The following is a 19,616-nucleotide window of genomic DNA, read 5'->3' as shown; positions in this document are numbered from 1 at the left end:
CCGGAGTTTCCGGACCGGTCGACGTATTCACAGCAGCCAATCATTTTGGCGTAAAGGAAGCCAAGGGCCGAAGCCAAGCCCCCCGAATGTTCACCTGGCGCATCTGACCGACATAACGCATGTCGGCAGAGACATTCAGCGTCGCCGCGCCAGCATGGCCCTGCCTGGCGAGCCAGCCGCGCCCCTCCGCCGCAAGCGACTCCAGCGCCTCGCGCAATTGCGGTGCCGCGGCGTCGGAGAGATGGGTGAACACCGTGCGGATGAAGTCGCCGCGCAGGTCGGCCACGAGGCCGCCGAGCGCCGAGACGACGCCGGGCCGCGGCGGGCCGATCACCCTGGCCATCTTGAACTCGCGGGCAAGGAATCCCCCGAGCATCGGTCCGCCTCCGCCGAACGGCATCAGGGTGAATTCCCTGAGATCGACGCCGGCTCGTGAGGCCAGCTTCTCGACTTCCACGAACATTTCCGAGATCGCGATATCGAGGATGGCCTGGGCGGCCTCCTCTGCCGTGCGGCCGATCTTTTCCGCCAGCCGCGTGACCGCCGCGCGGGCCAGGCCGACATCGATCTGCAGCTGTCCATAGGCCATCTGGCTGTGGCCGAGCCACCCGCAGACGGCCATGGCGTCGGTGACCGTGGCTTCCATGCCACCGCGCCCGTAGCAGGCAGGTCCCGGTGTTGAGCCCGCCGATTCCGGTCCGACCCTCATGACGCCCTGCGCATCCACGCTGGCGATCGACCCCCCGCCGATGCCGATCGAACTCACGGAGACGGACGGAATGTGCAGAGGGAATTCGCCGATCAGTTCGCCGGTGCCGAACTGTGGCTCGCCATCGATGATCAGCGCGAAGTCGGCCGAGGTGCCGCCAATGTCGAGGGTCAGGATATGCTTCTCGCCGGCCCGGCGGGCGAGCCAGGCCGCGCCGATCACGCCCGAGGCAGTGCCCGAGAGCAGCATCTGCACGCAGGACCGCTTGCCCTCGTCGGCATTCATAACGCCGCCGTTCGACTTTGTGAGCAGCGCCGGCGCCGTCACGCCCCGCGAGAGCAACTTTTCCTCGAGCGCCGCCAGATAGCCGGAAACGCGCGGATGCACGTAACCGTTCAGAATAGCCGTGGTGGTCCGCTCGTATTCGCGGATTACCGGCCAGACCTCGCAGGAAGTGAAGACGAAGAGCTCGGGAGCGATCCGGGCGATTTCCCGCTTGACCGCCGCCTCATGGGCACCGTTGCGCCAGGAGTGCAGGAACGAGACAACGATGCCGGCAGCGCCGCCGGCCTTCGCCTTTGCGACGGCCGCTGCGACCGCTTCCAGATTGGGTGCCTCCACCTCGCTGCCGTCCGCCCGCAGGCGAGCTGGGATCCCGAAGACCATGTCGCGCGCGACCAGCTGGTCCGGCCGGGAGCAAAAAAGCGAGTAGACGTCGGGCATTCTCAGGCGCGCCAACTCGATCACGTCCTCAAAGCCCGCATTGGTCAGCAGTGCGAGCGTTACACCGCGCCGCTGGATGACAGTGTTGATGCCGACGGTGGTGCCGTGGACGAAGCGGGTGACAGTTGTGGGGTCGAGACCCTCCCTCTCACCGAGCAGGGTGAGGCCCGTCATCAGTTCGGCGCCCGGATCATCCGGGGTCGTCAGAACCTTCAACGAGGCGATCCGACCCGAACGGGTCTCCAAAGCGCAGAAATCGATGAACGTTCCGCCGATATCGACGCCAATCTTCCAGCCCTGTTGGCCGAGTTCGCTCGTGGCGGACGCTGACATACTGACCATTCCGGTTCCCTTTCTCCGTGATGCCGGAAAGCTGGCACGAATGGCACGGCAGGGTCCAAGATCGAAACGGGCAGCAGCCATAAGGTCGACTTATGCAGATCGGATCCGGCCATCCCATAGGCTTGACTTATGGACGAGGCAAAACCTCGACTTTGACTTCTTCCCGTCGGATCGCGCAGGCTGGAAATCAATTCAGCAACGCGGGGAACCGATGGACGCGATCGTTCTGGGCGGCGGCCTGATGGGGGCCGCTTCCGCATATTTTCTCGCCCGGCGCGGCGTGCGGGTGACGCTACTTGAACGCAACCGTGTCGGCAGCGGGGCGACGGTCGCATCCTTCGGAAACATCCGTCGCAGCGGCCGCCATATCCCCCAGCTCGGCCTCGCGGGCCGTTCGCTGGCGCTGTGGGGAGAGGCGTCGAAGATGCTGGGCCGGGACGTGGAGTTTCGTGCCACCGGCCACCTGAGGCTGATCTTCAGCCAGGCCGGCCTTGCCGAGATGCGCGCCTTTGCCGAGGCAGCCAGGCCGTGGGGCGTCGATCTCGAGGAGCTAGGGCCGACCGAGATCCGCAGCCGCTTTCCGGGCCTTGGCCCTGAAGCGATCGCGGCGTCCTTTTCCCCAAAGGACGGGAGCGGCAATCCCCGCCTGATCGCGCCGGCCTTCGCCGACGCCGCGAGGCGTCTGGGGGCGGAGATCGTCGAGGAAGCGGCCGTGACGGCGATCAGGAGGTCTGCCTCCGGCTTCAGGATCGAGACCCCCAGGGGAGCGTACGGCGCGGAGACGATGCTCAACACGGCGGGAGCCTGGGGCGCGCGCATTGCCGCCCAGTTCGGCGAGAATGTCCCGATCGTCGCCAAGGGTCCGCAGATGGGAGTGACGGAACCGCTTCCCTATCGCATCCTGCCGGTCGTCGGAGTGTGGGCGCATGACCTTGGCGGCGGCTACCTGCGCCAGGTCGAACGCGGCAACATCGTCTTTGGCGGCGGGGCGGAGAGGACCGACGTCTCGCTGGACAGCGGACATGCCAAGGCGGATCCGGCGCGTCTGCCCGGACAACTGCGGGCCTTGCTGCCGATCCTGCCGGCCCTCGCCAATGTCGCCGTGATCCGGACCTGGTCTGGTTGCGAGGGCTATGTGGGCGACGGTCTTCCGGTGATGGGGCCCTCCGCCACGACACCGGGCCTATTCCATGCCTTCGGCTTCTGCGGCCATGGTTTCCAGCTTGGCCCGGGCGTCGGCGACGTAATGGCAGAGTTGATGACCACCGGCGGTACCGACATCTTTCTCGACGATTTCAGGATCAATCGATTTGAGGCTTTTCCGGGGATCGCTGACCGGCCTCAGGGCGTCAATCTGACGAATGCCGCGGGTCTATAAGGGCCGCATTTAACCGGATTCATCCAAGGCTGCACATGCGAATTCGGCCGTATCCGACGCCCAGGTGACAGACATGCCGAATTGTTCGACGATGCACGATCGAAATCACGTTCGCATACCACAGCGGCGACGAGGCCATATTCAAGGGCAAACAGGAGTGGTTGATCACATCGCGCGTTCGATGAAGGCCGCAATATCTTTCCGCAGATCCGATCCAGGATTGGCGATGTCAGCACAGTAAAAGTCATGCGGCTTGGCAGCATAGGTTTGCGAGCAGCTTGGCACGGCGTCGTTCCAAGTATCATCGGGCCTATTCGGATCGCATTCTCCCCAAATCACCAAGGTCGGTATATGGAGCGGATATACTTCGAAGCGCAGCCTCGTCGAAGAAATGCAGATCAGAGCTTGCAAGTTCAAACCCGCCTTGACGGCATGCCATAAAGCGGTCCCACCGGCGCTGAATCCTATCCCGAGGCAGGAAGGGCCCTCTTCACGAAGGCTCTGGACGGCCCGCTCTAAACCATCGCCCTTAAAAAGATGGTTGTGAAGCTCCTCTCCGCTCAGATCCGGGCGTCCACTGACGTCAGCCAGGTGCAGATTTCGGTGTTCGAAGCGAACAAGCGGTTCAAACACCTTTGGACAACCACGAATGTCTCCAACCACCAACAAATCTCGTTTCATGGACATTGATCAAACCTGGGCTCATCAGGGCGATAGCTTTGCACCGCTAGAGTACTTGCGATACCTAAGATGGCCATTCCAGTCGATACATTGTGCGATCCTGGCAGCACAGAACGAGAGCTAGCGAGAAACCTTCGGTGCGACAGTCGCTTAGACAACACCCATGAACGCTGAGTTCGGAATTTTCTAACTCCGCTCAGTTGCATATCTGCCAGGCGCCGCCTTTGCGGGCTTCTCATCGTCCGCTCCAGCAGGCGGTGCATTTCGATGCGAGTGAGTGCATCCAAAGCGCCGAAGTGCCTCACGCGCACCACGATTTGCGATTCTGCGAAAGGCGCCGAGGAGTGTCGGCACTAGACGCCTGAAAACACACTCGACCAGTCGTTTTCCCGGACCTAACTCCCTTAGGCTCTCTGCTCTTCATAGCGTCGGATGGAGAAGTCTCGCGCTGATTTACTGAGCTAATTGTGCCTTCGGGCGGCTTCGCGGTTCTGGCGAAGGCTGCGGATAGCATCGATGTGTTCCGGCCCGATACCACAGCATCCGCCCACAATCGTCGCCCCGTCCGCAAGCCACCTCTCGATCCATTTCAGATAGTTTTGCGGGTCAAGATCGGCGCGGATGTCCGAAATGCCGGCATAGGGCGCATCTGACGGCGGTTCGGGGGCAAATGCATTCGCGTAGACGCCGATCGAAAAGGACGATCCCATTTCGTTGGCAACGCGTCGGGCCGCGCGGATCGCCTCCCCCATCACCTCTGGCTGACTGCAATTGAAGAAAATCCCCTCGGCCCCGGCACCTAGCGTTTTGCGCACCGCCTCGCCAACAGGCTCGCCAGAGCGAAGTTCTGCAGGTCCCGTCCGGCCATCCTCATCCTTCAATGTATAGGAAACATAGATCGGTTTTCCATCACCGATGACAGCGGCAAGGGAGGTCAGCGCCTCGACCGTCGAACTCTGCGTCTCGATCAGCCAAAGGTCCACGTGCGGTCGAAGCCCAGCAACGAGGTTTTCGATAATGGGCGGGGCGGCGCCGATTTCAAAGAGGTCGGGCCGATAGCTTTCAAAGGGTGGTGGAAGTGAACCCGCAACGAGCACAAGCCTGGTGGCTCGATCCGCAACCTCCCGGGCGAGACGGCCAGCGCGATCGGCGAGCGTGAGGCCATCGGAGGCAAAGCGCTCCTCGCCGAGCATGTGCGGCACGAGACCATAGGAATTCGTGGTAATGATATCCGCGCCGCTGTCGACATAGGCTTGGTGGGCCTGTGTCACATAATCAGGCGCTTCGATCAGCGAGAGGGCCGACCATTCCGGCAACTTGAAAGGCGCTCCGAGCCTTTCAAGAAGGCGCCCCATGCCGCCATCGAGAATGCCAAAGGACGATTGTTCGAGTGTCATTATTCTGCTCCTCCTTGTCGACCTGCAAAGCCGCGACCAAAGCGTTTCTCGAGACGGTTCTGGGCAAGCTCCAGGCCTATTGACAGAACCCAGTAGATGGCAGCCGCGGTGAGCAGCATCTCCATGTAGTGATAGGTGGCCCGGCCGTAGGATTGGGCCAGGAAATTCAGTTCCCACAAGCCCATGATCGATACGAGGGAGGAATCTTTCAGCATCGAAATGAAGTGGCTTCCGGCCGGCGGTATGATGATACGCATCGCCTGCGGCGCGATGATCCTGAAAGCGATGACGCCGCGGCTAAGGCCAAGCGCCATCGCAGCCTCCCCCTGCCCCCGAGGCACGGACAACACACCGGCCCGGATCGTCTCTGCGAGATAGGCACCATAGTTCAACGACAGAGCAAGAACGCCTGATGTGAGCGCTGACAGAACGATACCGAACTGCGGCAGAGCGAGATAGATGATCAGCACCTGCACAAGCAGCGGCGTCCCACGAAAGAAGGACGCGTAGAAAGTCGCCACTCCGAAGGCGAGTGCGTTGGTCGACAAACGTCCGAGCGCGGTAAGAACCGCCACGACAAGAGAGACCGCCATCGACACGACGGTGATCAGAATGGTCAGTGCGACGCCCTGAATGAACCCGTCCGGCGACAAGCGCAGGCCGAGCATGAAAGGAAGCTTCTCGCCAATCAGACCGAAATCGAGTCCTAGATTGTAGAAGAGGCTGAACAGCAGAGTGGCAAGCACAAGCCAGGTGACCTGGACTCGACGGCGAAATCCACCGGCGCCGGCAATGGTAAACCGCGGGCGCACGCCAGTGGATCGCTTGGAGATTGAAAGGCCGACCTCAGAATGCATATTTGGTGATATCGACCTTGAACCACTTTTCCGAGATCTTGGCGAGCGTCCCGTCTTCCTTGAGTTCGGTGATGACACGCTTGACCTCAGCGTCCCATTCCGGATCGCCCTTGTCCGTTACAACAGCGTTCGGCTCGGCGAACAGCGGCTCGCCGGCGAGTTTCAGCTTCCCCGTCGCTTTGATTTGACCCTGCGCCGTTCCGAGCGAAGCAACGATCGCATCGAGACGAACGCCGGGCCCGAGCGCGAGGTTCTGGAAGTTGACAGTCTCGTCGTTCGGCACCGCCTGGACTTCGCTGAAGGGGAAGGAAATCGCCGGCTGACCGGGAATGGAGAACGTGCGGTTGATGTAGGCCTCGTAAGACGAACCCGTCCCGACCCCGACGCGCTTGCCGGTGAGATCAGCGGGCGACTTGATTGCCTGCTCGTCCTTGTTCACCACAAGCACCGCCGGGACGCTGTAGTAATTCACGGGGAAGCTCACCACTTTCGCCCGATCCTCCGTCGGCGTGGAGGAGGTGATCGCGATGTCCCAGCGCCCCGCCCAGCGACCGCTGATGATCGTTTCCCAACCGGGTGTCTCGAGACGCAGCTTCACACCAAGCTTGTCGGCGAAAGCCCTGGCCACATCGACGTCAAATCCGTCCAGTTCATTCTCGTCATTGATGAAGGCGAAGGGCGGATAGTCGTTAACAATAGCGTTGACGACTTCACCCTTCTGTTTGACGCGTTCGAGTACCTCACCTGCATAGGCGGTGGTCGCGACGGCGGCCAGAGAGAGGGCCGCGGCAAGAACAAATTTGAGCGGTTTCGACATAGGTTGCCTCCAACTTTGACGATGGCTTAACCTATCCTCCCGAGTTCCACGCAAATAGAGCATTAATTCTATAATTTTGATAGATTCTGTCATCGCGATCCGAAATCTTCAACCATCTCGTCAAAAGCATTCCTGAAAGGCCGCAGCCAAACCCTCGCCGGCGTTTCTCGCACGACGTTGCGAAGCGAAAAGTTTTCCAACCAAAGCGCCACTTTTGAGTGACCCTGTCTTTGAAAAAGGCACAAAGCATATAATTATTATAGACAATTGCAGGGGATGTTCATGGCAGCCGAGAGTGCGAAGATTGTCGATTTGCAGGCCTACCGCGAAACACGACGCAAGATGGCAGAACCTACACCGCCATCGCCGGTGCCGATCCCCTTCAACGGTATTCAGCCGGTGATGATGTGGGTTCCAGTATGGGCCTTCGTCCCGGTCATGGCGAGCCCGTGGATCCATGCGCAGTGATGGCCTTGCCAGCCTGGACCATGAGACCATTTCCGACCCGTCGGAAAACATCTGCATCCGGACCGGTCACAACCTCAGGCGGCTGAGAACACGCCGCGGGTACTCGCTTGATCGGCTTGCGAAGGTTTCAGGGGTCAGCCGCGCCATGCTGGGCCAGATCGAGACGGGCAAAAGCAGCCCCACGCTCAACGTGCTTGCCAAGATCGCCGCCGCGTTGGAAGTTTCCTGTGGTTCGCTGATCATCGAGGACGAAGAACCGACGACACTTCTCCTGAACCGTTCGGCCTCCAAGACGCTGTCTTCAAGCGATGGCAGGTTCGAGACGCGTGCCCTCTTTCCCTACGACGGCGACAGGACAGTCGAGTTCTACGAGCTGCGTATCGCGCCCCATCACGCCGAACGCGCCGAGGCGCACCGTCATGGAACCGTGGAGAACCTTGTCGTCGCCGAGGGCACGATCGAGGTCGTGGTGGGCAAACAGCCCTATATTCTCGGCGAAGGCGACGCGCTGATCTTCGAGGCGGACGTGCCGCATGTCTACCGAAACATGACCGGCGGCCCTGCAATTATCTATCTCGTCTCCACCTACCGGGAAGCGATCCACATATGAAAAGGCCTCCCCTTTGGCTACAACCGAAGGGGAGGCCTTAAAACTTGCTCGGCCGATGCCTCAGGCGGCCATGGCGCAGCACATCATCATGCCGCCGCACATCATCATCATCGGCATGCCGCCGTTCATCATGGCCATCATGCGCTTGCAGCATTCCATGAACATCGCCGGATCCATGCCTTCCATCGGCTTCATTTCGCACATCATGCCGCCGTCGGTCATCTTGCATGTCATCATGCCCATCATCATCGGCATGGGCATCGGCATCATCATGGGCATGCCGTTCATCATCGGCATCATGCCATTCATCATCGGCGACATCATCGGCTGGCCCATACCACCCATCATGTTCATCATCGGCATCATGTTCATGGCAGTGTTCATGAAAGTCTCCTCGGCTCGCGGCCCGTGTTTCGCGCTTCAATGATCCGTTGGGTATTGAATGCTCCAAACGAGCTCAAGGAGATAAAATCTTCCAATATTCTTTCCTCCAATAGAATGAACATCCTGCACGCTCGAGCCCGAATTCTGCATTATATTGCAGACGAGCCTCCGTTATCTCAGAGGCACAGCGAAGGAAGAGATCAGCAAAGACCGGGCGAGTAAGCGGCCGTCGTGCGACAACTCAAATGGCGCGGTGCCGATGCGGCCAAGGTTCCTTGGAATCTACGGCCGGGTAGCCGTTCCAGGCGCTTCCTGGCGGCCATCAATCCATGCTCCAAGCACGTCGGTTGCTACATGCGCCTGATTGACGATTTCCGGAACGAGGTCAATGTCGGGAAGGCTGCCCAATCCGAGCGGTCCCATCGCAAAAACGCCCTCGAAAGTTTCGGGGTCGGCCAGCGCCCGACCGCTTCGGTCAACGAAGATGCCAATATCGAGTTCGTCTCGCTTCGCAAGATTGGCCGAGACAAGCGAACGCAAAAGAAGAGAATCCGCATCGATCAGACGGATACGACAATCGATCGTTCGCTCTGCAGGCAGAACCTGCAAACCCGCCGAGGTGGACAGAAGCACACCATTGGTGGCGATGCGCTCCACCCTGCCCTTGCGCACGGTTATTGCCCCACTTTCGATCGCCTGACGCAAACGTTCATAATGCCCAATTGGCAGTCGGTTGCGATGGCTGTCGTAGATCGGCTTCACATGCCGCTTGAACCGGCGACGCTCCTCCGGAGTCAACGCTTGCCAAAGGTCATGCGCGCGCAGGCGAAAATCATTCATGATGCCTTGCCAGCCAGAACCTTCCGCAGCCGCCTTGCTTGCCGCCTCCCGCAAATAGCGGAAGGCGCCGCGAAGCGTATTCGGGAATGGCTGGCTGGACGACGTTATTCCTACTGCCGAAGGCGTATGGGGCTGCGGCAGAAACCCGGACGCCGAGATCAATGTGACGTGAGACGCCTCGCCAGCCGCGAGCAACCGCAATGCGCGATCAACGGCATGGATCCCGCCGCCAATCACCAGAGCGTCGCGAACTGCAGTTTGGCTATCGTCGACGCCGACGCAATTGCGCAGACCGTAACCGGTCGCCAAGAACACCGCGTCGAAGCGAGCCTGCTCTCCCTCACTTGAGAGAAGCGACAACCCGCGCTGCGCATGACGGCCAATCGCTGCCACACTGTCGGCGCGGACCTGGACCATGACGTCGACACGTTCTCGCAGCGCTTCGGAGAACCGCTGATAGACATAGGCGCTGAAAACCTCGCCTGGCACAAATGCGTGATCGACATCCCCCTCCTCGGACTGGGCGGGCAAACGATCGTTTGTCTCGAGCCATTGTTTGAAGTCGTCGCGCAATGACGGGTCAACCGACAGGTCCCGAACTCGGCTGTTCAAGAGGGTCGATGACGGCCGCCCGATACTCTGCGCACCGTCGATCTTTGGAAACGGATCATACATCACGAGATGAAAGGGTCGCTTGAACGCTCTCAGCAAGGCAATGGCGGTCATGAGGCCGGTAAAGCCGCGTCCGACGATCGCGATTCTGGCAAGAGCGGCGCCCCCCTGCGGCTGCGGGGAGTGGGCGGGCGAAAGCGTCATCGGTTGGCTCCTTCCTGCTCTATGCCGGCTGGACTCCATGGGCTCTCTTCATTCGAGGAGAGCGGCGACACATCATTCTCTAGTAAATCAATAGAATATTCCCGTGGAAATCAATACCCGTTTGCCCCGCAACGAAAGCGATCCGAAGACGGTTCCAGCCGAACCCAAAGGAGAGGCAACGCTGGAGAGCCACCACGACGACTAATCAAAGAACTGGTTCTTCGGCTTGGCAAGTCCCATACGCTCTCTGAGCGTAGTGCCTTCGTAATCCCTGCGGAAGAGACCGGAATTTTTTATGATTTCAGACTTAGAGATCCCGTAGAAAAATGCAGGATCTTTGCGAAGCCTACAGCGCCGCCAGCTGCGCCGGTCTTCCTTGTCATCATGCCGGGCAAGAAAGCCGTCGCGCTCCAATCCGTCGAGAAGGCCGGTAATCGTGGCGCGCGTGACGCCGGCGCGTTCGGCCAGCTCGTGCGGGGCAAGCCCTTCCGGCAGATCGCGCAGAAGGAACAGCAGCACGAATTTCCCTTCCGACAGGCGATACGGCGCGAGGCGCGCAGCGCAAGCTCGGTCGATGGCAGACGCCAGCGCCAGAACCTCGAAACAAAGCCGCATGTTGTCCATGTCCGGCTGTCCACGGCGCTGTGCTTCATCGAGCAGGGCTAGATGCTTTTGTTCCAACATCGTCATGCGGCGGCATATAGTATGCCGCCGAACGAAAAGTGTCGCGGAAATCCGAACTTGGTTCCCCACAACGCGTCCCATCGCGATCTCGAAATGCCGGCTTTGATAGCCGAGAACCGCGCGAATATAGGCGCCATCAATGAAAACGGAAACGCGAGACTTGCCGGCGCGAATGATACGATAGGGGCCCGCGACGTCCCGCTTTTCGATCTGATCGGCAAATTTGCCCAGCCAGTTGCTCACGGTTCGATGATTATGAGGCCGCGTGGCCGGCACAAAAATATCAAGTACACGGGCTGCTTCTCGAAATGACAACCGGGAGCCCAGTTCGGCTTGGATGCACTCCAACTCCGGCGTAGCTCGGCCATTCAACAGGGTCTCGACGCTTCCCGTGCCCAACCTCGCGGTCGACCCGCATGCACAGCTGCACCACCACGGCACACGCACTTGGCAAGATCCAAAGAGCGTCACGATAGAAGCGCAGAGATTTCGCGAGGTCAGTTGTGCAGGGCAACAAGCACAGACATCTTCGCCCCAAGCCGCCAGGAGCAGCTCCAGAGATAACAGCAATGCTCGCCGGATACGACTCCAGGCCTGCTCGGGCCACGTCCTCGGTAGGACAAAAGCCTTTGTTCAGGCGCCAATTTCAGGACGGCGCGCTCCAGCGTCCGCGTCAGCTCCTGCTTCGCGATGTTCTATTCTCAACCTGGCTCGCGTTCAATCAGTCCCCTTTAGGGTCGACCGCGGCGACCAAACGGCGACACGCGTCAACCAGGTTGGACTCCTGAAGCAGCGCACCTCCGACAAGATACATCACGTCCCGTCCGTAGGCTTCGCGCATCTCCGGTACGCGCTCAAACGTCATGCCGCCGCCGGGCGCGGCTACGATTGCCTTCGGCCCACCCATGTCAGCGGCACACGCCTTAGCAATCGATAGGCACTCCTTGCGCGTGAAGCCGAAGCGCCCGCCGAAATTCGGGTAGATCACCGCGTCCGCACCCATGAGGCGATGCAGAGTGCCGAAGTAGGCCCGGTGAGAGAACCCGCCATCGGGTGAGACCACGTTTGCACCGGAGAAAGCCGGGTGCGTGACGATGGGGAGCGCGAATTCCGGATCGGCTGCAAGCGTGCGAACGACGTCGTAGCCGGCCAGCGCCGGCGCCACCATCACCGCGCCGGCGCCAGCCGCCTCGGCTTCTTTCGCCCGGTCAAGCACGGCATTCGCCGGCCCCGTGACATTCGGCACAAAGCTCGCCTTGCCCCCGCTCCTGGAGTTCGCTTCCCCGACAACTTCGACGCAGGCTTTCAACCGTTCGGCAAAGGGCGCCGTCTTCTGGTCGACAAGGCCGTGATCGTCCTTGATGAAGTGCATGCCGCCGAGCGCAAAATCACCGGCAAGGCGGGCGAGCGCCGACGTCGAAAGCCCGACCGGCTTGATCGCCGACATGAGCAGCGGGCTTTCGCCAATGCCTGCCCGGGCGCGCAGCCCTGCGAGGCCGTGGCGAGGGCCCTTGCAGAGCTCGAGGATTCCGGGTGAGGGAAGAATATCTTCGACCCTGAGACCGGGCTTGATGGAGCTGTTGCCGAAGACGATGTTCAAAAACTGAAGGAAGTCGCCCCCGACATCATCCTCTGAATAAGAGATGGAGGCGAGGTAGCCTTCGCGGCCGTTTAGATCCTTTTCAAGCGCCTCTAGCCGGCCGAGGATCTCGTCTTCAACGTAGCCTTTCGGAACCGCATTGCGCGGGATCTCGACGGTCTGCTCAAGCGCGATGTCGAGCGCGCGCGCCTTGGCCTCAGCGGCGTCCTGGGCGCGGATGAAATAGGTGACGGTGAAACGCGGAGCCACTAGAGCGCCTCCGCTTTTTGCGCCGAATGAACATGGTCGATCCGGACCTCCACCAGTTCATCCTCGGTGATCACAAGCGGCTTGCCTATGAGGTCGCTGATCGCGGCGACGAGTGCCCCTGCGTCGAGCCCATATTTCTTCATGAGGTAAGGCTTGGAGGCGCCATGCGCGAAGGTATCATGGAGGCCCAGGCGCTTCAGGCGGACACCCAGGCCCTCTTCAGCAAGGATTTCCGCAACCAGCGAGCCAAGGCCACCGACGATGGTGTGATTTTCCAGCGTGACGATCCCCTTCTTGCCGCGCGCAGCTTTCAGCAGGCCCTCGCGGTCGAAGGGTTTCAGGGTCGAAGCGTGGAGGTGGGAGATGCCGATCCCATGCGCTTCGAGAGGCTGGATGGCGCGCAACGCTTCTTCCGTGCAGACCCCTGAGGATACGACGAGAATGTCGTCGCCTTCGGACAGGACGCGCAGCTTGTTGAACTCGAAAGGTGTCGAGAAGAGACGGGGCACCTCGCCGCGAAGCACGCGGACATAGACCGGCCCCTCGATGCTGTCGGCCACTTCGAGCACCGTTTCCACCTCGGTCGCGTCGCCGGTCTCGAGGATCGTCATGTTGGGCACGGCCCGTAGAACCGCAACGTCCTCGATCGCCTGGTGGGTGATGCCGCCGGGGGTGGTGATACCCGGCAGGAACCCCATTAGCCGTACCTTGCGATTGGAATAGGCGATGGAGTTGATGAGCTGGTCGTAGGGACGGCGGTAAAGGAAGACCGAGAAGGTGTGGATGAACGGCCGGTAGCCCTCCATCGCAAGCCCGCCGGCGAAGGACAGCATGTTCTGCTCGGCCATGCCAAGCGAGAGGAACTGCATCGGATGCCGGTCGCGGAAGCCGTCGACTTCGCAGGAGGAGGTCAGATCGGCCGATAGGCAGATGACCTCGGGCCGAGCGGTGGCAAAGGTCTCGAATGCCCTGGCGTAGGGACGATTGACGATCTCGACCATGTTCAGGCCTCTTCCATTGTTTCGATGTCGACGCCGAGTTCGGCTGCCAGCGCCGCCTGCATTTCGAGCCGCTCCTCAGCACTTTTGAAGCGGACGTAGTGAAGGCGCGGGAAGCGTTTCTTGAGGAAAACCATGCCCCGATAGGGCGACGTATTGGCGAGAATGACCAATGGCTTGCCAGGTTCGGCACTCGCGGCCGCCATTCTAAGCGCGTCGAGGTCGTGGCCATCCACTGATCGGCAGGTGACGCCGAAGGCGCTGATGCGAGCTGCGAGATCACCAAGGTCCAACACGGAAGACATCGCGCCGTCGCATTGCTGGCGGTTCACATCGACGATGACGCGGATGTTGTCGATGCGGTGATGGGCCATCGCGGCAAGGCATTCCCAGGTCTGCCCCTCCTGGAATTCCCCGTCCGACATGTAGACCCAGACCTTGCCCGGCTCATTTTTTTGCAATCGCGCAAAGGCGACACCGGACGCCATGGAAAGACCCTGCGCCAGCGAGCCGGTCGTCACTTCCATTCCGGGGCTGTGTTCGGCGCCGATCATTTCAACCGAGCTGCCGTCCTTGTTGAAGTGATCGAGCGCGTGTTCGTCCATGCGCCCCATTTCGATCAGCGCCGAATAGATGACGAGCGCATAGTGGGCGGGCGAGATGAAGAAGCGGTCGAATTGCGGACCGACCGATCCATGATAGCCGGCGCCGGTGAAAGCATTGGGATTGTGGGCTGACGGCACACCACGGAAAGGCAGCGGCACCTTCGGCAGCGTTGGCGCGCCCAATGTCAAGAGCTCGTTATAGAGCAGCGCCAGACTCTCCGCGGCCGAACAAGCCTGGCTGAGATAGCCGCCATTGTTCTTCATGGTGTGGAAGAAGACGCGCCGGCGAATGCCGAGCGCGATATCCTCGGTGGAATTCCGGTTCGAAAGGGTCATCGTCTCTCGCTCCGTTCCGGGAAAAGCGCCCTCAGGCCCTCAGGCGACGGCGTCGCGATGCCGCGCTCGGTGATGAGGCCGGTGATGAGGCGGGCGGGCGTGACATCGAAGGCCGGGTTTGCCGCGGGGCTGCCTTCCGGCGCGATGCGCACGCTGGCAATCGTTCCGTCAGCGGCGCGCCCCTGGACGAAGCTCACCTCGTCGGCGGTCCGCTCCTCGATCGGGATTTCCTTGACCCCGTCATGAACCGTCCAGTCGATCGTGGGAGAGGGAAGGGCAACGTAGAAGGGTACGTCATTGTCACGCGCGGCAAGGGCTTTCAGATAGGTGCCGATCTTGTTGCAAACATCGCCACTGGCGGTTGTCCGGTCAGTGCCGACGATCACCATATCGACGTCGCCGTGCTGCATCAGGTGCCCGCCGGCATTGTCGACGATGAGCGTATGTGGCACACCGTGACCGTTCATTTCCCAGGCGGTGAGGTAGGCGCCCTGATTGCGCGGTCGAGTCTCGTCGACATAGACATGCACCGGAATGCCTTCTTCGACCGCCATGTAGATCGGCGCCGTCGCAGTGCCATAGTCGACGGTCGCGAGCCAGCCGGCATTGCAATGGGTGAGGATACGGACGGGTTCGCCGGGGCCCTTTTTGGCCGCGATCTCGCGGATGATCTTCAAGCCGTTTGCACCGATGGCGCGGTTGAGTTCGATGTCTTCCGCAGCGATCTCCGCGGCGCGTTCATAGGCCGCCTTGGCGCGCTCGTTTTCCGGCAGTGGACGGAGGTGATCGCGCATGGCGTTCAAGGCCCAGCGCAGGTTGATCGCGGTCGGGCGGGTTTCATTGAGCTCTTCCCAGACCGCGTCGAGATGGGCGTCCGAGGGATCGTTCGCCATGGCGATCGCAATGCCATAGGCGGCAGTGACGCCGATCAGCGGTGCGCCGCGCACCCACATGTCGTGAATGGCAACGGCCACATCCGCGACGGTTTCCAAGGTCACGACGCGAAATTCGTGCGGCAGCCAGCGCTGATCGATGATGTCGACGGACCGGCCGTCCTCGTTGAGCCAGATCGTATGGTAGTGGCGTTCTCCGACTTTCACGCGAGTGTCTCCTTCTGAAGGCGTTCCGCGACTGCGCGGATGTCCTTGAGGCCATGGATATGATGCCGGTTGACGGCGAGGTGACGCCCGAGCTTCAGCGCCTTGGTTTCGCAGGCGGCACGACGGTCGGGGTCGGCGATGGTTTCGAAATCGGCGTTGTGAGCGAGGCCCAGGATGCGGCGGTGCATCTCGACGCCGGCAAAGCCGAGCATCTCTCGCCAGATCTCGTCCATGACGATCTCAAGCGCCTGTTCTGCGCCGAAGGGATCGTTACGGTCCTCAAAGAGGCTTGCCTGGTAGAGAATGCCCTTGCGCTCCGTCCGCCACAGATTTGCGAATTCGGCACGGAACGTCTCCCAGATCACTTCGATCGTATCGAGCAGATAGGTACGCATGCCGTCCCGGGCGCTGGCTGCGTTCTCGTGCCCGCCTTGCGAGAAATAGCTCATCCAGAAATTGGCGAGCAGCATGCCGACGTCAAAGCTGATCGGTCCGTAGAAAGCGAATTCCGGATCGATGACGCGGGTCTCGTCGTCGGTGACCATCACCGAGCCGGTGTGGAGGTCTCCATGGCAAAGTGTCTCGGCCTTGGCCGAGAAGAGGTGCTTCAACCTCTGTGCCTCGACCTTGAGATCACGGTCGGCGCGAAGCGCCGCAACGATCGGATCGAGCTGCGGTGTCGTGTGCCGATTGAGCTTGGCCTCGAAATAGGGATCGGAAAAAACGAGGTTTTCCGTGATGTCGCACAGTTCAGCGTTGTCGGCAAAAAGTGCGAGGTCGGCCTTCTTCTCGCGTGTCGCCATGGAAAGATCCGAGCCGCGAAACAGCGTACGTGCGGTAAAGAGGCCCAGATCGCGGCCAATCTTCGGCAGCTGCCGGCCGTCGATCAGCGCACGCCTGAGGATGACGTGCGGCGTCAGGTATTCCATCGCGATGAGGGCTTGCGCCTCATCGAAGAAGAAGATCTCCGGCACGAGACCCGGATCGCGCGCTGCTTGGCGCACCAGCGCATGGTATTCGAAGAACGAACGTTTCAGCGGCAGAGGCCAGCTTTCACCGACGAGGCGCACATAGGGAAGCGCCTGCTTGATGATTGCCGCGCCGTTGTCGCCTGTCACGATGAAGACGAGATTGAGGTTGCCGTCGCCGACTTCCTTGACCTCCCAGCACGTGGAATCCGCGCCGATCTTTTCCCGAAACACAGCATTGCCGCCGAGCTTCAACGGCAACGTCTCGGCGCTCAGCGCCTCGAAGACTTGCTTGTCCATGTCGTCCTCCTCCAACGCATGGCGCCGCCTCCACTGCGCGCAGCCATGCCGTGTATAGGCACAACTAATGCGGCATTCAGTCAAATGTCAATGGCCTTGACATTTGACTGAAGTCCGTCTTAACCTGCCTTCATCGGGAGGAGAGAATGAGCGAACAGGCAGTGTTTCGCGTTGAGGGCGTGCGCAAATCCTTTGGGCCAGTACCTGTGCTTAGAGGTGTGGATCTCGACCTCAAGGCTGGAGCGGTTACCGTCCTCATGGGCGCGAATGGTGCTGGAAAGTCCACGCTCGTGCGCATCTTGAGTGGCGTCTACACGCGGGATGCCGGCACGATCGTGCTGGCCGGTGCGTCCTTCGAGCCCGCGACGCCCGCCGAGGCGATCCGCGCCGGTGTCGTGACGGTGCACCAGAACATCAATGACGGCGTCGTGGCCGACCTCGACGTCGCGACCAATCTCACGCTCGATCGATTAAATGGACGTGGCGCACGGCTCTTCTTCAACCCCCGCCGCGTGCGGCGGGAAGCGGCCGCGGTTGCTTCCCGAATGGGCCTTGCCATCGATCTTGGCGCCAACATCAACGACCTGACGCTCGCAGACCGCCAGATGGTGGCGATCGCCCGCGCCATGGCGCATGAGCCGAAGGTGCTGATCCTCGACGAGCCGACCTCATCGCTGTCGAGCGCCGAGGCCGACCGCCTTTTCGATCTCGTCGATCGGTTGAAGGCCCGCGGCGTCGCCATTCTCTATATTTCGCACCGCATGTCGGACATCCGCCGACTTGCTGACAGCATCGTCGCGCTCCGCGACGGCCGCATTAGCGGCCGTTTCGAGGGACCGGAACTTGACTACGAAGGCGCCGTCAACGCGATGCTCGGCCGCAAGGTTTCGGCAGGCGCCGTTGCCCTGCGCAAGGCCGGTATGCCGATCTTCAAGGTGCGCGGTCTCAAGCTATCGGAACAGTCGCGTCCGTTTGATTTCGACCTCGGCGATGGGGAAATTGTTGCGGTCACCGGCCTCGTGGGAGTCGGCAAGACGGCGCTCGCCGAAACCTTGTTTGGAGCGCGCGCACCGTTTGCCGGCGATATGGCTCTCGACGGTGCCGGCTACGCACCGAGGAGCACCGGCCAGGCTATTGCCCGCGGCGTCTTCCTCGTTGCTAAGGACCGGAGCGATAGCGGCATCGTGCCTGACTTCAACATCTATGAGAACATCAGCCTGCCGTTCCTGCGCCGGCTCTCCCGGTTCGGCGTTTCGAGCCGGCAGGCAGAAAAAACCAAGGCGCGCCAGCAGATCGCATCTCTTGGTGTGGTCTGCCGCAACGAACGTGATGAATTGCAGACGCTTTCGGGCGGAAACCAGCAGAAGGTGATGGTCGCACGCTGGCTTTCCGAGCCTTCGCGCCTTCTTATCCTCGACGAACCCTTCCAGGGTGTGGACATCGCCGCCCGCCGCGACATCGGTGAGAAGCTGCGCGCGTCCGCTGCCGGGCGGGCCACAATCCTGTTCCTGACGGAACTCGATGAAGCCTTCGAGGTCGCCGACCGCATCCTCGTCATGTCGGAACAGACGATCGTTGGCGAACATCGCAACTCCGACATCGACGTCGAGCGGCTGCTGTCGGAGATCGCCGGTCAATTCTATCAACAGGTGCATGCGTCATGAGCAGTGAACAGAGCAAATCCGCAGCTCCGGTTGCGGTCCTTTCGAATGCGTCGGGCTTCCGGGAGGCGGCGATCAAATACGGCTTCCTGGTGCTCCTGGCCGGGCTGGTCCTCTATTTTTCGCTCGTGACCGGCGGGTTCGCTTCGCCTCAAAGCGCTGTCTTCATCCTACAGTCCGTGTCGATCACTGGCATTCTGGCACTGGGCGTGACCGCGACGCTTGTGGTCGGCGGTTTCGACCTTTCGATCGGCTCCGTTGCGACGACGGCGATGATGGCCTCATCCTATGTGATGGTGGTCATGGACGGGGATGCGGTAACGGCAACGCTCGTCTGCCTCGCGATTGGCGTACTGGTCGGTCTCGTCAACGGCATCATCATCGTCTACATGCGCGTGCCGGATCTCCTGGCGACGCTTGGCATGATGTTCCTGCTGCTCGGTCTTCAACGAATTCCGACGGAAGGCCGTTCGATCGCCACCGGCATGACGATGCCGGACGGATCCGTCGCTGACGGCACCTTCAGCCCGGCCTTCCTTGCACTCGGCCGCCATCGCTTCGATTTCATCCTGCCCAATCTCGTGCCGGTCTCGGTCGTGGTCCTGATCGTGCTGGCGATCCTGATCTGGTTCTTCCTCGAATACACGCGTTTCGGCCGGATGATGTATGCCGTCGGTTCCAACGAGCGCGCTGCCGGTCTCGCCGGCGCCCCGGTCAATGCCTACAAGATCTCGGCTTACATCATCTCCGGCGTCTTCGCCTCGATCGGCGGTATCCTGCTTGCCGCCCGTCTTGGCCGCGGCGACATCGCCTCCGGCAACAATCTGCTGCTCGATGCCGTTGCCGCCGCGCTGATCGGCTTCGCGGTCCTCGGTGCCGCCAAGCCGAACGCCTTCGGTACGGCCATCGGCGCGCTTTTCGTCGGCATCCTTCTGCAGGGTCTGACGATGATGAATGCGCCCTACTATACGCAGGATTTCGTCAAGGGCGCGGTGCTCGTCATCGCCCTGATCTTCACCTTTGCGCTCTCTAAAAGAGGCAAACGCTGAGGGAGTGTCCTTCGGCGGATAATAAAAGTTCACCAGTGGAGGAG

At 61.0% G+C, this 19,616-nt stretch carries 16 protein-coding genes and 3 pseudogenes; 5 read left to right on the top strand and 14 right to left on the bottom strand.

Annotated features, from left to right (window positions below; all coding sequences use genetic code 11):
* Window positions 1-70: 70 nt before the first annotated feature.
* Window positions 71-1,774 (bottom strand): annotated as a pseudogene (locus ACQ5BM_RS06275) (hydantoinase/oxoprolinase family protein); the annotation flags it as partial.
* Between the two features lie 211 nt (window positions 1,775-1,985).
* Between ACQ5BM_RS06275 and ACQ5BM_RS06270 the strand changes: the two are divergent.
* Window positions 1,986-3,152: an NAD(P)/FAD-dependent oxidoreductase gene (locus tag ACQ5BM_RS06270; RefSeq protein ID WP_429809226.1), complete on the top strand. Its 1,167-nt coding sequence runs from the start codon at window positions 1,986-1,988 to the stop codon at window positions 3,150-3,152.
* A 165-nt stretch (window positions 3,153-3,317) separates the two neighbouring features.
* Here ACQ5BM_RS06270 and ACQ5BM_RS06265 read toward each other — a convergent pair whose 3' ends face one another.
* The 4 genes from ACQ5BM_RS06265 to ACQ5BM_RS06250 form a co-directional block, all read right to left on the bottom strand.
* Window positions 3,318-3,839: an alpha/beta hydrolase gene (locus ACQ5BM_RS06265; RefSeq protein WP_429809223.1), complete on the bottom strand. Its 522-nt coding sequence runs from the start codon at window positions 3,837-3,839 to the stop codon at window positions 3,318-3,320.
* Between the two features lie 455 nt (window positions 3,840-4,294).
* A complete protein-coding gene (locus ACQ5BM_RS06260) occupies window positions 4,295-5,230 on the bottom strand; it encodes a homocysteine S-methyltransferase family protein (RefSeq protein ID WP_429809220.1) in 936 nt (311 codons plus the stop codon).
* Entirely contained in the window at window positions 5,230-6,042 is an 813-nt protein-coding gene (locus ACQ5BM_RS06255; RefSeq protein ID WP_429809217.1) for an amino acid ABC transporter permease, read from the bottom strand. Before ACQ5BM_RS06255 ends, ACQ5BM_RS06260 begins: the two co-directional genes overlap by 1 nt.
* Window positions 6,043-6,076: 34 nt before the next feature.
* The gene (locus tag ACQ5BM_RS06250) at window positions 6,077-6,904 is read right to left on the bottom strand and encodes a transporter substrate-binding domain-containing protein (protein WP_429809214.1); all 828 of its coding nucleotides are present in this window, start codon (window positions 6,902-6,904) and stop codon (window positions 6,077-6,079) included.
* Window positions 6,905-7,186: 282 nt separating this feature from the next.
* Here ACQ5BM_RS06250 and ACQ5BM_RS06245 point away from each other — a divergent pair, with 282 nt between their 5' ends.
* Together ACQ5BM_RS06245 and ACQ5BM_RS06240 are read left to right on the top strand one after the other, a co-directional pair.
* Window positions 7,187-7,372, top strand: coding sequence for a hypothetical protein (locus ACQ5BM_RS06245; RefSeq protein WP_429809211.1), 186 nt, complete (start codon window positions 7,187-7,189; stop codon window positions 7,370-7,372).
* Entirely contained in the window at window positions 7,362-7,982 is a 621-nt protein-coding gene (locus ACQ5BM_RS06240) for a helix-turn-helix domain-containing protein (protein ID WP_429809208.1), read from the top strand. The genes ACQ5BM_RS06245 and ACQ5BM_RS06240 overlap by 11 nt, the downstream gene beginning before the upstream one ends.
* 60 nt (window positions 7,983-8,042) lie before the next feature.
* Here ACQ5BM_RS06240 and ACQ5BM_RS06235 read toward each other — a convergent pair whose 3' ends face one another.
* From ACQ5BM_RS06235 to mtnK, 9 genes and pseudogenes are all read right to left on the bottom strand, one after another.
* Entirely contained in the window at window positions 8,043-8,366 is a 324-nt protein-coding gene (locus ACQ5BM_RS06235) for a hypothetical protein (RefSeq protein ID WP_429809206.1), read from the bottom strand.
* 282 nt (window positions 8,367-8,648) lie between these two features.
* Window positions 8,649-10,022 carry an FAD/NAD(P)-binding protein gene (locus ACQ5BM_RS06230; RefSeq protein WP_429809204.1) on the bottom strand — a complete coding sequence of 458 codons (1,374 nt, stop codon included), beginning with the start codon at window positions 10,020-10,022 and terminating at the stop codon, window positions 8,649-8,651.
* 363 nt (window positions 10,023-10,385) lie between these two features.
* A pseudogene (locus ACQ5BM_RS06225) lies at window positions 10,386-10,712 on the bottom strand (MarR family winged helix-turn-helix transcriptional regulator); the annotation flags it as partial.
* A gap of 60 nt (window positions 10,713-10,772) precedes the next feature.
* Window positions 10,773-11,183, bottom strand: a pseudogene (locus tag ACQ5BM_RS06220) (ISKra4 family transposase); the annotation flags it as partial.
* A gap of 244 nt (window positions 11,184-11,427) precedes the next feature.
* Window positions 11,428-12,555, bottom strand: coding sequence for a RuBisCO large subunit C-terminal-like domain-containing protein (locus ACQ5BM_RS06215; RefSeq protein ID WP_429809202.1), 1,128 nt, complete (start codon window positions 12,553-12,555; stop codon window positions 11,428-11,430).
* Window positions 12,555-13,556 (bottom strand): transketolase family protein, encoded by a 1,002-nt coding sequence (locus tag ACQ5BM_RS06210; protein WP_429809200.1) that lies wholly within the window; start codon window positions 13,554-13,556, stop codon window positions 12,555-12,557. Before ACQ5BM_RS06210 ends, ACQ5BM_RS06215 begins: the two co-directional genes overlap by 1 nt.
* A 2-nt stretch (window positions 13,557-13,558) precedes the next feature.
* Window positions 13,559-14,494, bottom strand: a complete 936-nt coding sequence (locus ACQ5BM_RS06205; protein ID WP_429809199.1) for a transketolase — start codon at window positions 14,492-14,494, stop codon at window positions 13,559-13,561.
* Window positions 14,491-15,594, bottom strand: a complete 1,104-nt coding sequence (gene mtnA / locus ACQ5BM_RS06200) for an S-methyl-5-thioribose-1-phosphate isomerase (protein WP_429809197.1) — start codon at window positions 15,592-15,594, stop codon at window positions 14,491-14,493. The genes ACQ5BM_RS06205 and mtnA overlap by 4 nt, the downstream gene beginning before the upstream one ends.
* On the bottom strand, window positions 15,591-16,862 hold the full coding sequence (gene mtnK / locus ACQ5BM_RS06195) for an S-methyl-5-thioribose kinase (RefSeq protein WP_429809196.1): 1,272 nt from the start codon (window positions 16,860-16,862) through the stop codon (window positions 15,591-15,593). Before mtnK ends, mtnA begins: the two co-directional genes overlap by 4 nt.
* Window positions 16,863-17,008: 146 nt before the next feature.
* On the opposite strand from mtnK, the gene ACQ5BM_RS06190 reads away from it, so the two are divergent.
* Together ACQ5BM_RS06190 and ACQ5BM_RS06185 are read left to right on the top strand one after the other, a co-directional pair.
* Window positions 17,009-18,526 (top strand): sugar ABC transporter ATP-binding protein, encoded by a 1,518-nt coding sequence (locus ACQ5BM_RS06190; protein WP_429809194.1) that lies wholly within the window; start codon window positions 17,009-17,011, stop codon window positions 18,524-18,526.
* Window positions 18,523-19,572, top strand: coding sequence for an ABC transporter permease (locus ACQ5BM_RS06185; protein WP_429809192.1), 1,050 nt, complete (start codon window positions 18,523-18,525; stop codon window positions 19,570-19,572). Before ACQ5BM_RS06190 ends, ACQ5BM_RS06185 begins: the two co-directional genes overlap by 4 nt.
* The last annotated feature ends 44 nt before the right edge of the window (window positions 19,573-19,616 follow it).

It is taken from the genome of Ensifer sp. B1-9, from assembly GCF_050474445.1.
Classification (GTDB): domain Bacteria; phylum Pseudomonadota; class Alphaproteobacteria; order Rhizobiales; family Rhizobiaceae; genus Ensifer.
This window is presented reverse-complemented; position numbering and strand designations above follow the sequence as displayed.

Bases quoted from the DNA above. Each gene is read 5' to 3' on its own strand.
- ACQ5BM_RS06270 (WP_429809226.1), top strand. From the start codon at position 1,986: ATGGACGCGATCGTTCTGGGCGGCGGCCTGATGGGGGCCGCTTCCGCA.
- ACQ5BM_RS06265 (WP_429809223.1), bottom strand. From the start codon at position 3,839: ATGTCCATGAAACGAGATTTGTTGGTGGTTGGAGACATTCGTGGTTGT.
- ACQ5BM_RS06260 (WP_429809220.1), bottom strand. From the start codon at position 5,230: ATGACACTCGAACAATCGTCCTTTGGCATTCTCGATGGCGGCATGGGG.
- ACQ5BM_RS06250 (WP_429809214.1), bottom strand. From the start codon at position 6,904: ATGTCGAAACCGCTCAAATTTGTTCTTGCCGCGGCCCTCTCTCTGGCC.
- ACQ5BM_RS06245 (WP_429809211.1), top strand. From the start codon at position 7,187: ATGGCAGCCGAGAGTGCGAAGATTGTCGATTTGCAGGCCTACCGCGAA.
- ACQ5BM_RS06240 (WP_429809208.1), top strand. From the start codon at position 7,362: ATGCGCAGTGATGGCCTTGCCAGCCTGGACCATGAGACCATTTCCGAC.
- ACQ5BM_RS06235 (WP_429809206.1), bottom strand. From the start codon at position 8,366: ATGAACACTGCCATGAACATGATGCCGATGATGAACATGATGGGTGGT.
- ACQ5BM_RS06230 (WP_429809204.1), bottom strand. From the start codon at position 10,022: ATGACGCTTTCGCCCGCCCACTCCCCGCAGCCGCAGGGGGGCGCCGCT.
- ACQ5BM_RS06210 (WP_429809200.1), bottom strand. From the start codon at position 13,556: ATGGTCGAGATCGTCAATCGTCCCTACGCCAGGGCATTCGAGACCTTT.
- ACQ5BM_RS06205 (WP_429809199.1), bottom strand. From the start codon at position 14,494: ATGACCCTTTCGAACCGGAATTCCACCGAGGATATCGCGCTCGGCATT.
- mtnK (WP_429809196.1), bottom strand. From the start codon at position 16,862: ATGGACAAGCAAGTCTTCGAGGCGCTGAGCGCCGAGACGTTGCCGTTG.
- ACQ5BM_RS06190 (WP_429809194.1), top strand. From the start codon at position 17,009: ATGAGCGAACAGGCAGTGTTTCGCGTTGAGGGCGTGCGCAAATCCTTT.
- ACQ5BM_RS06185 (WP_429809192.1), top strand. From the start codon at position 18,523: ATGAGCAGTGAACAGAGCAAATCCGCAGCTCCGGTTGCGGTCCTTTCG.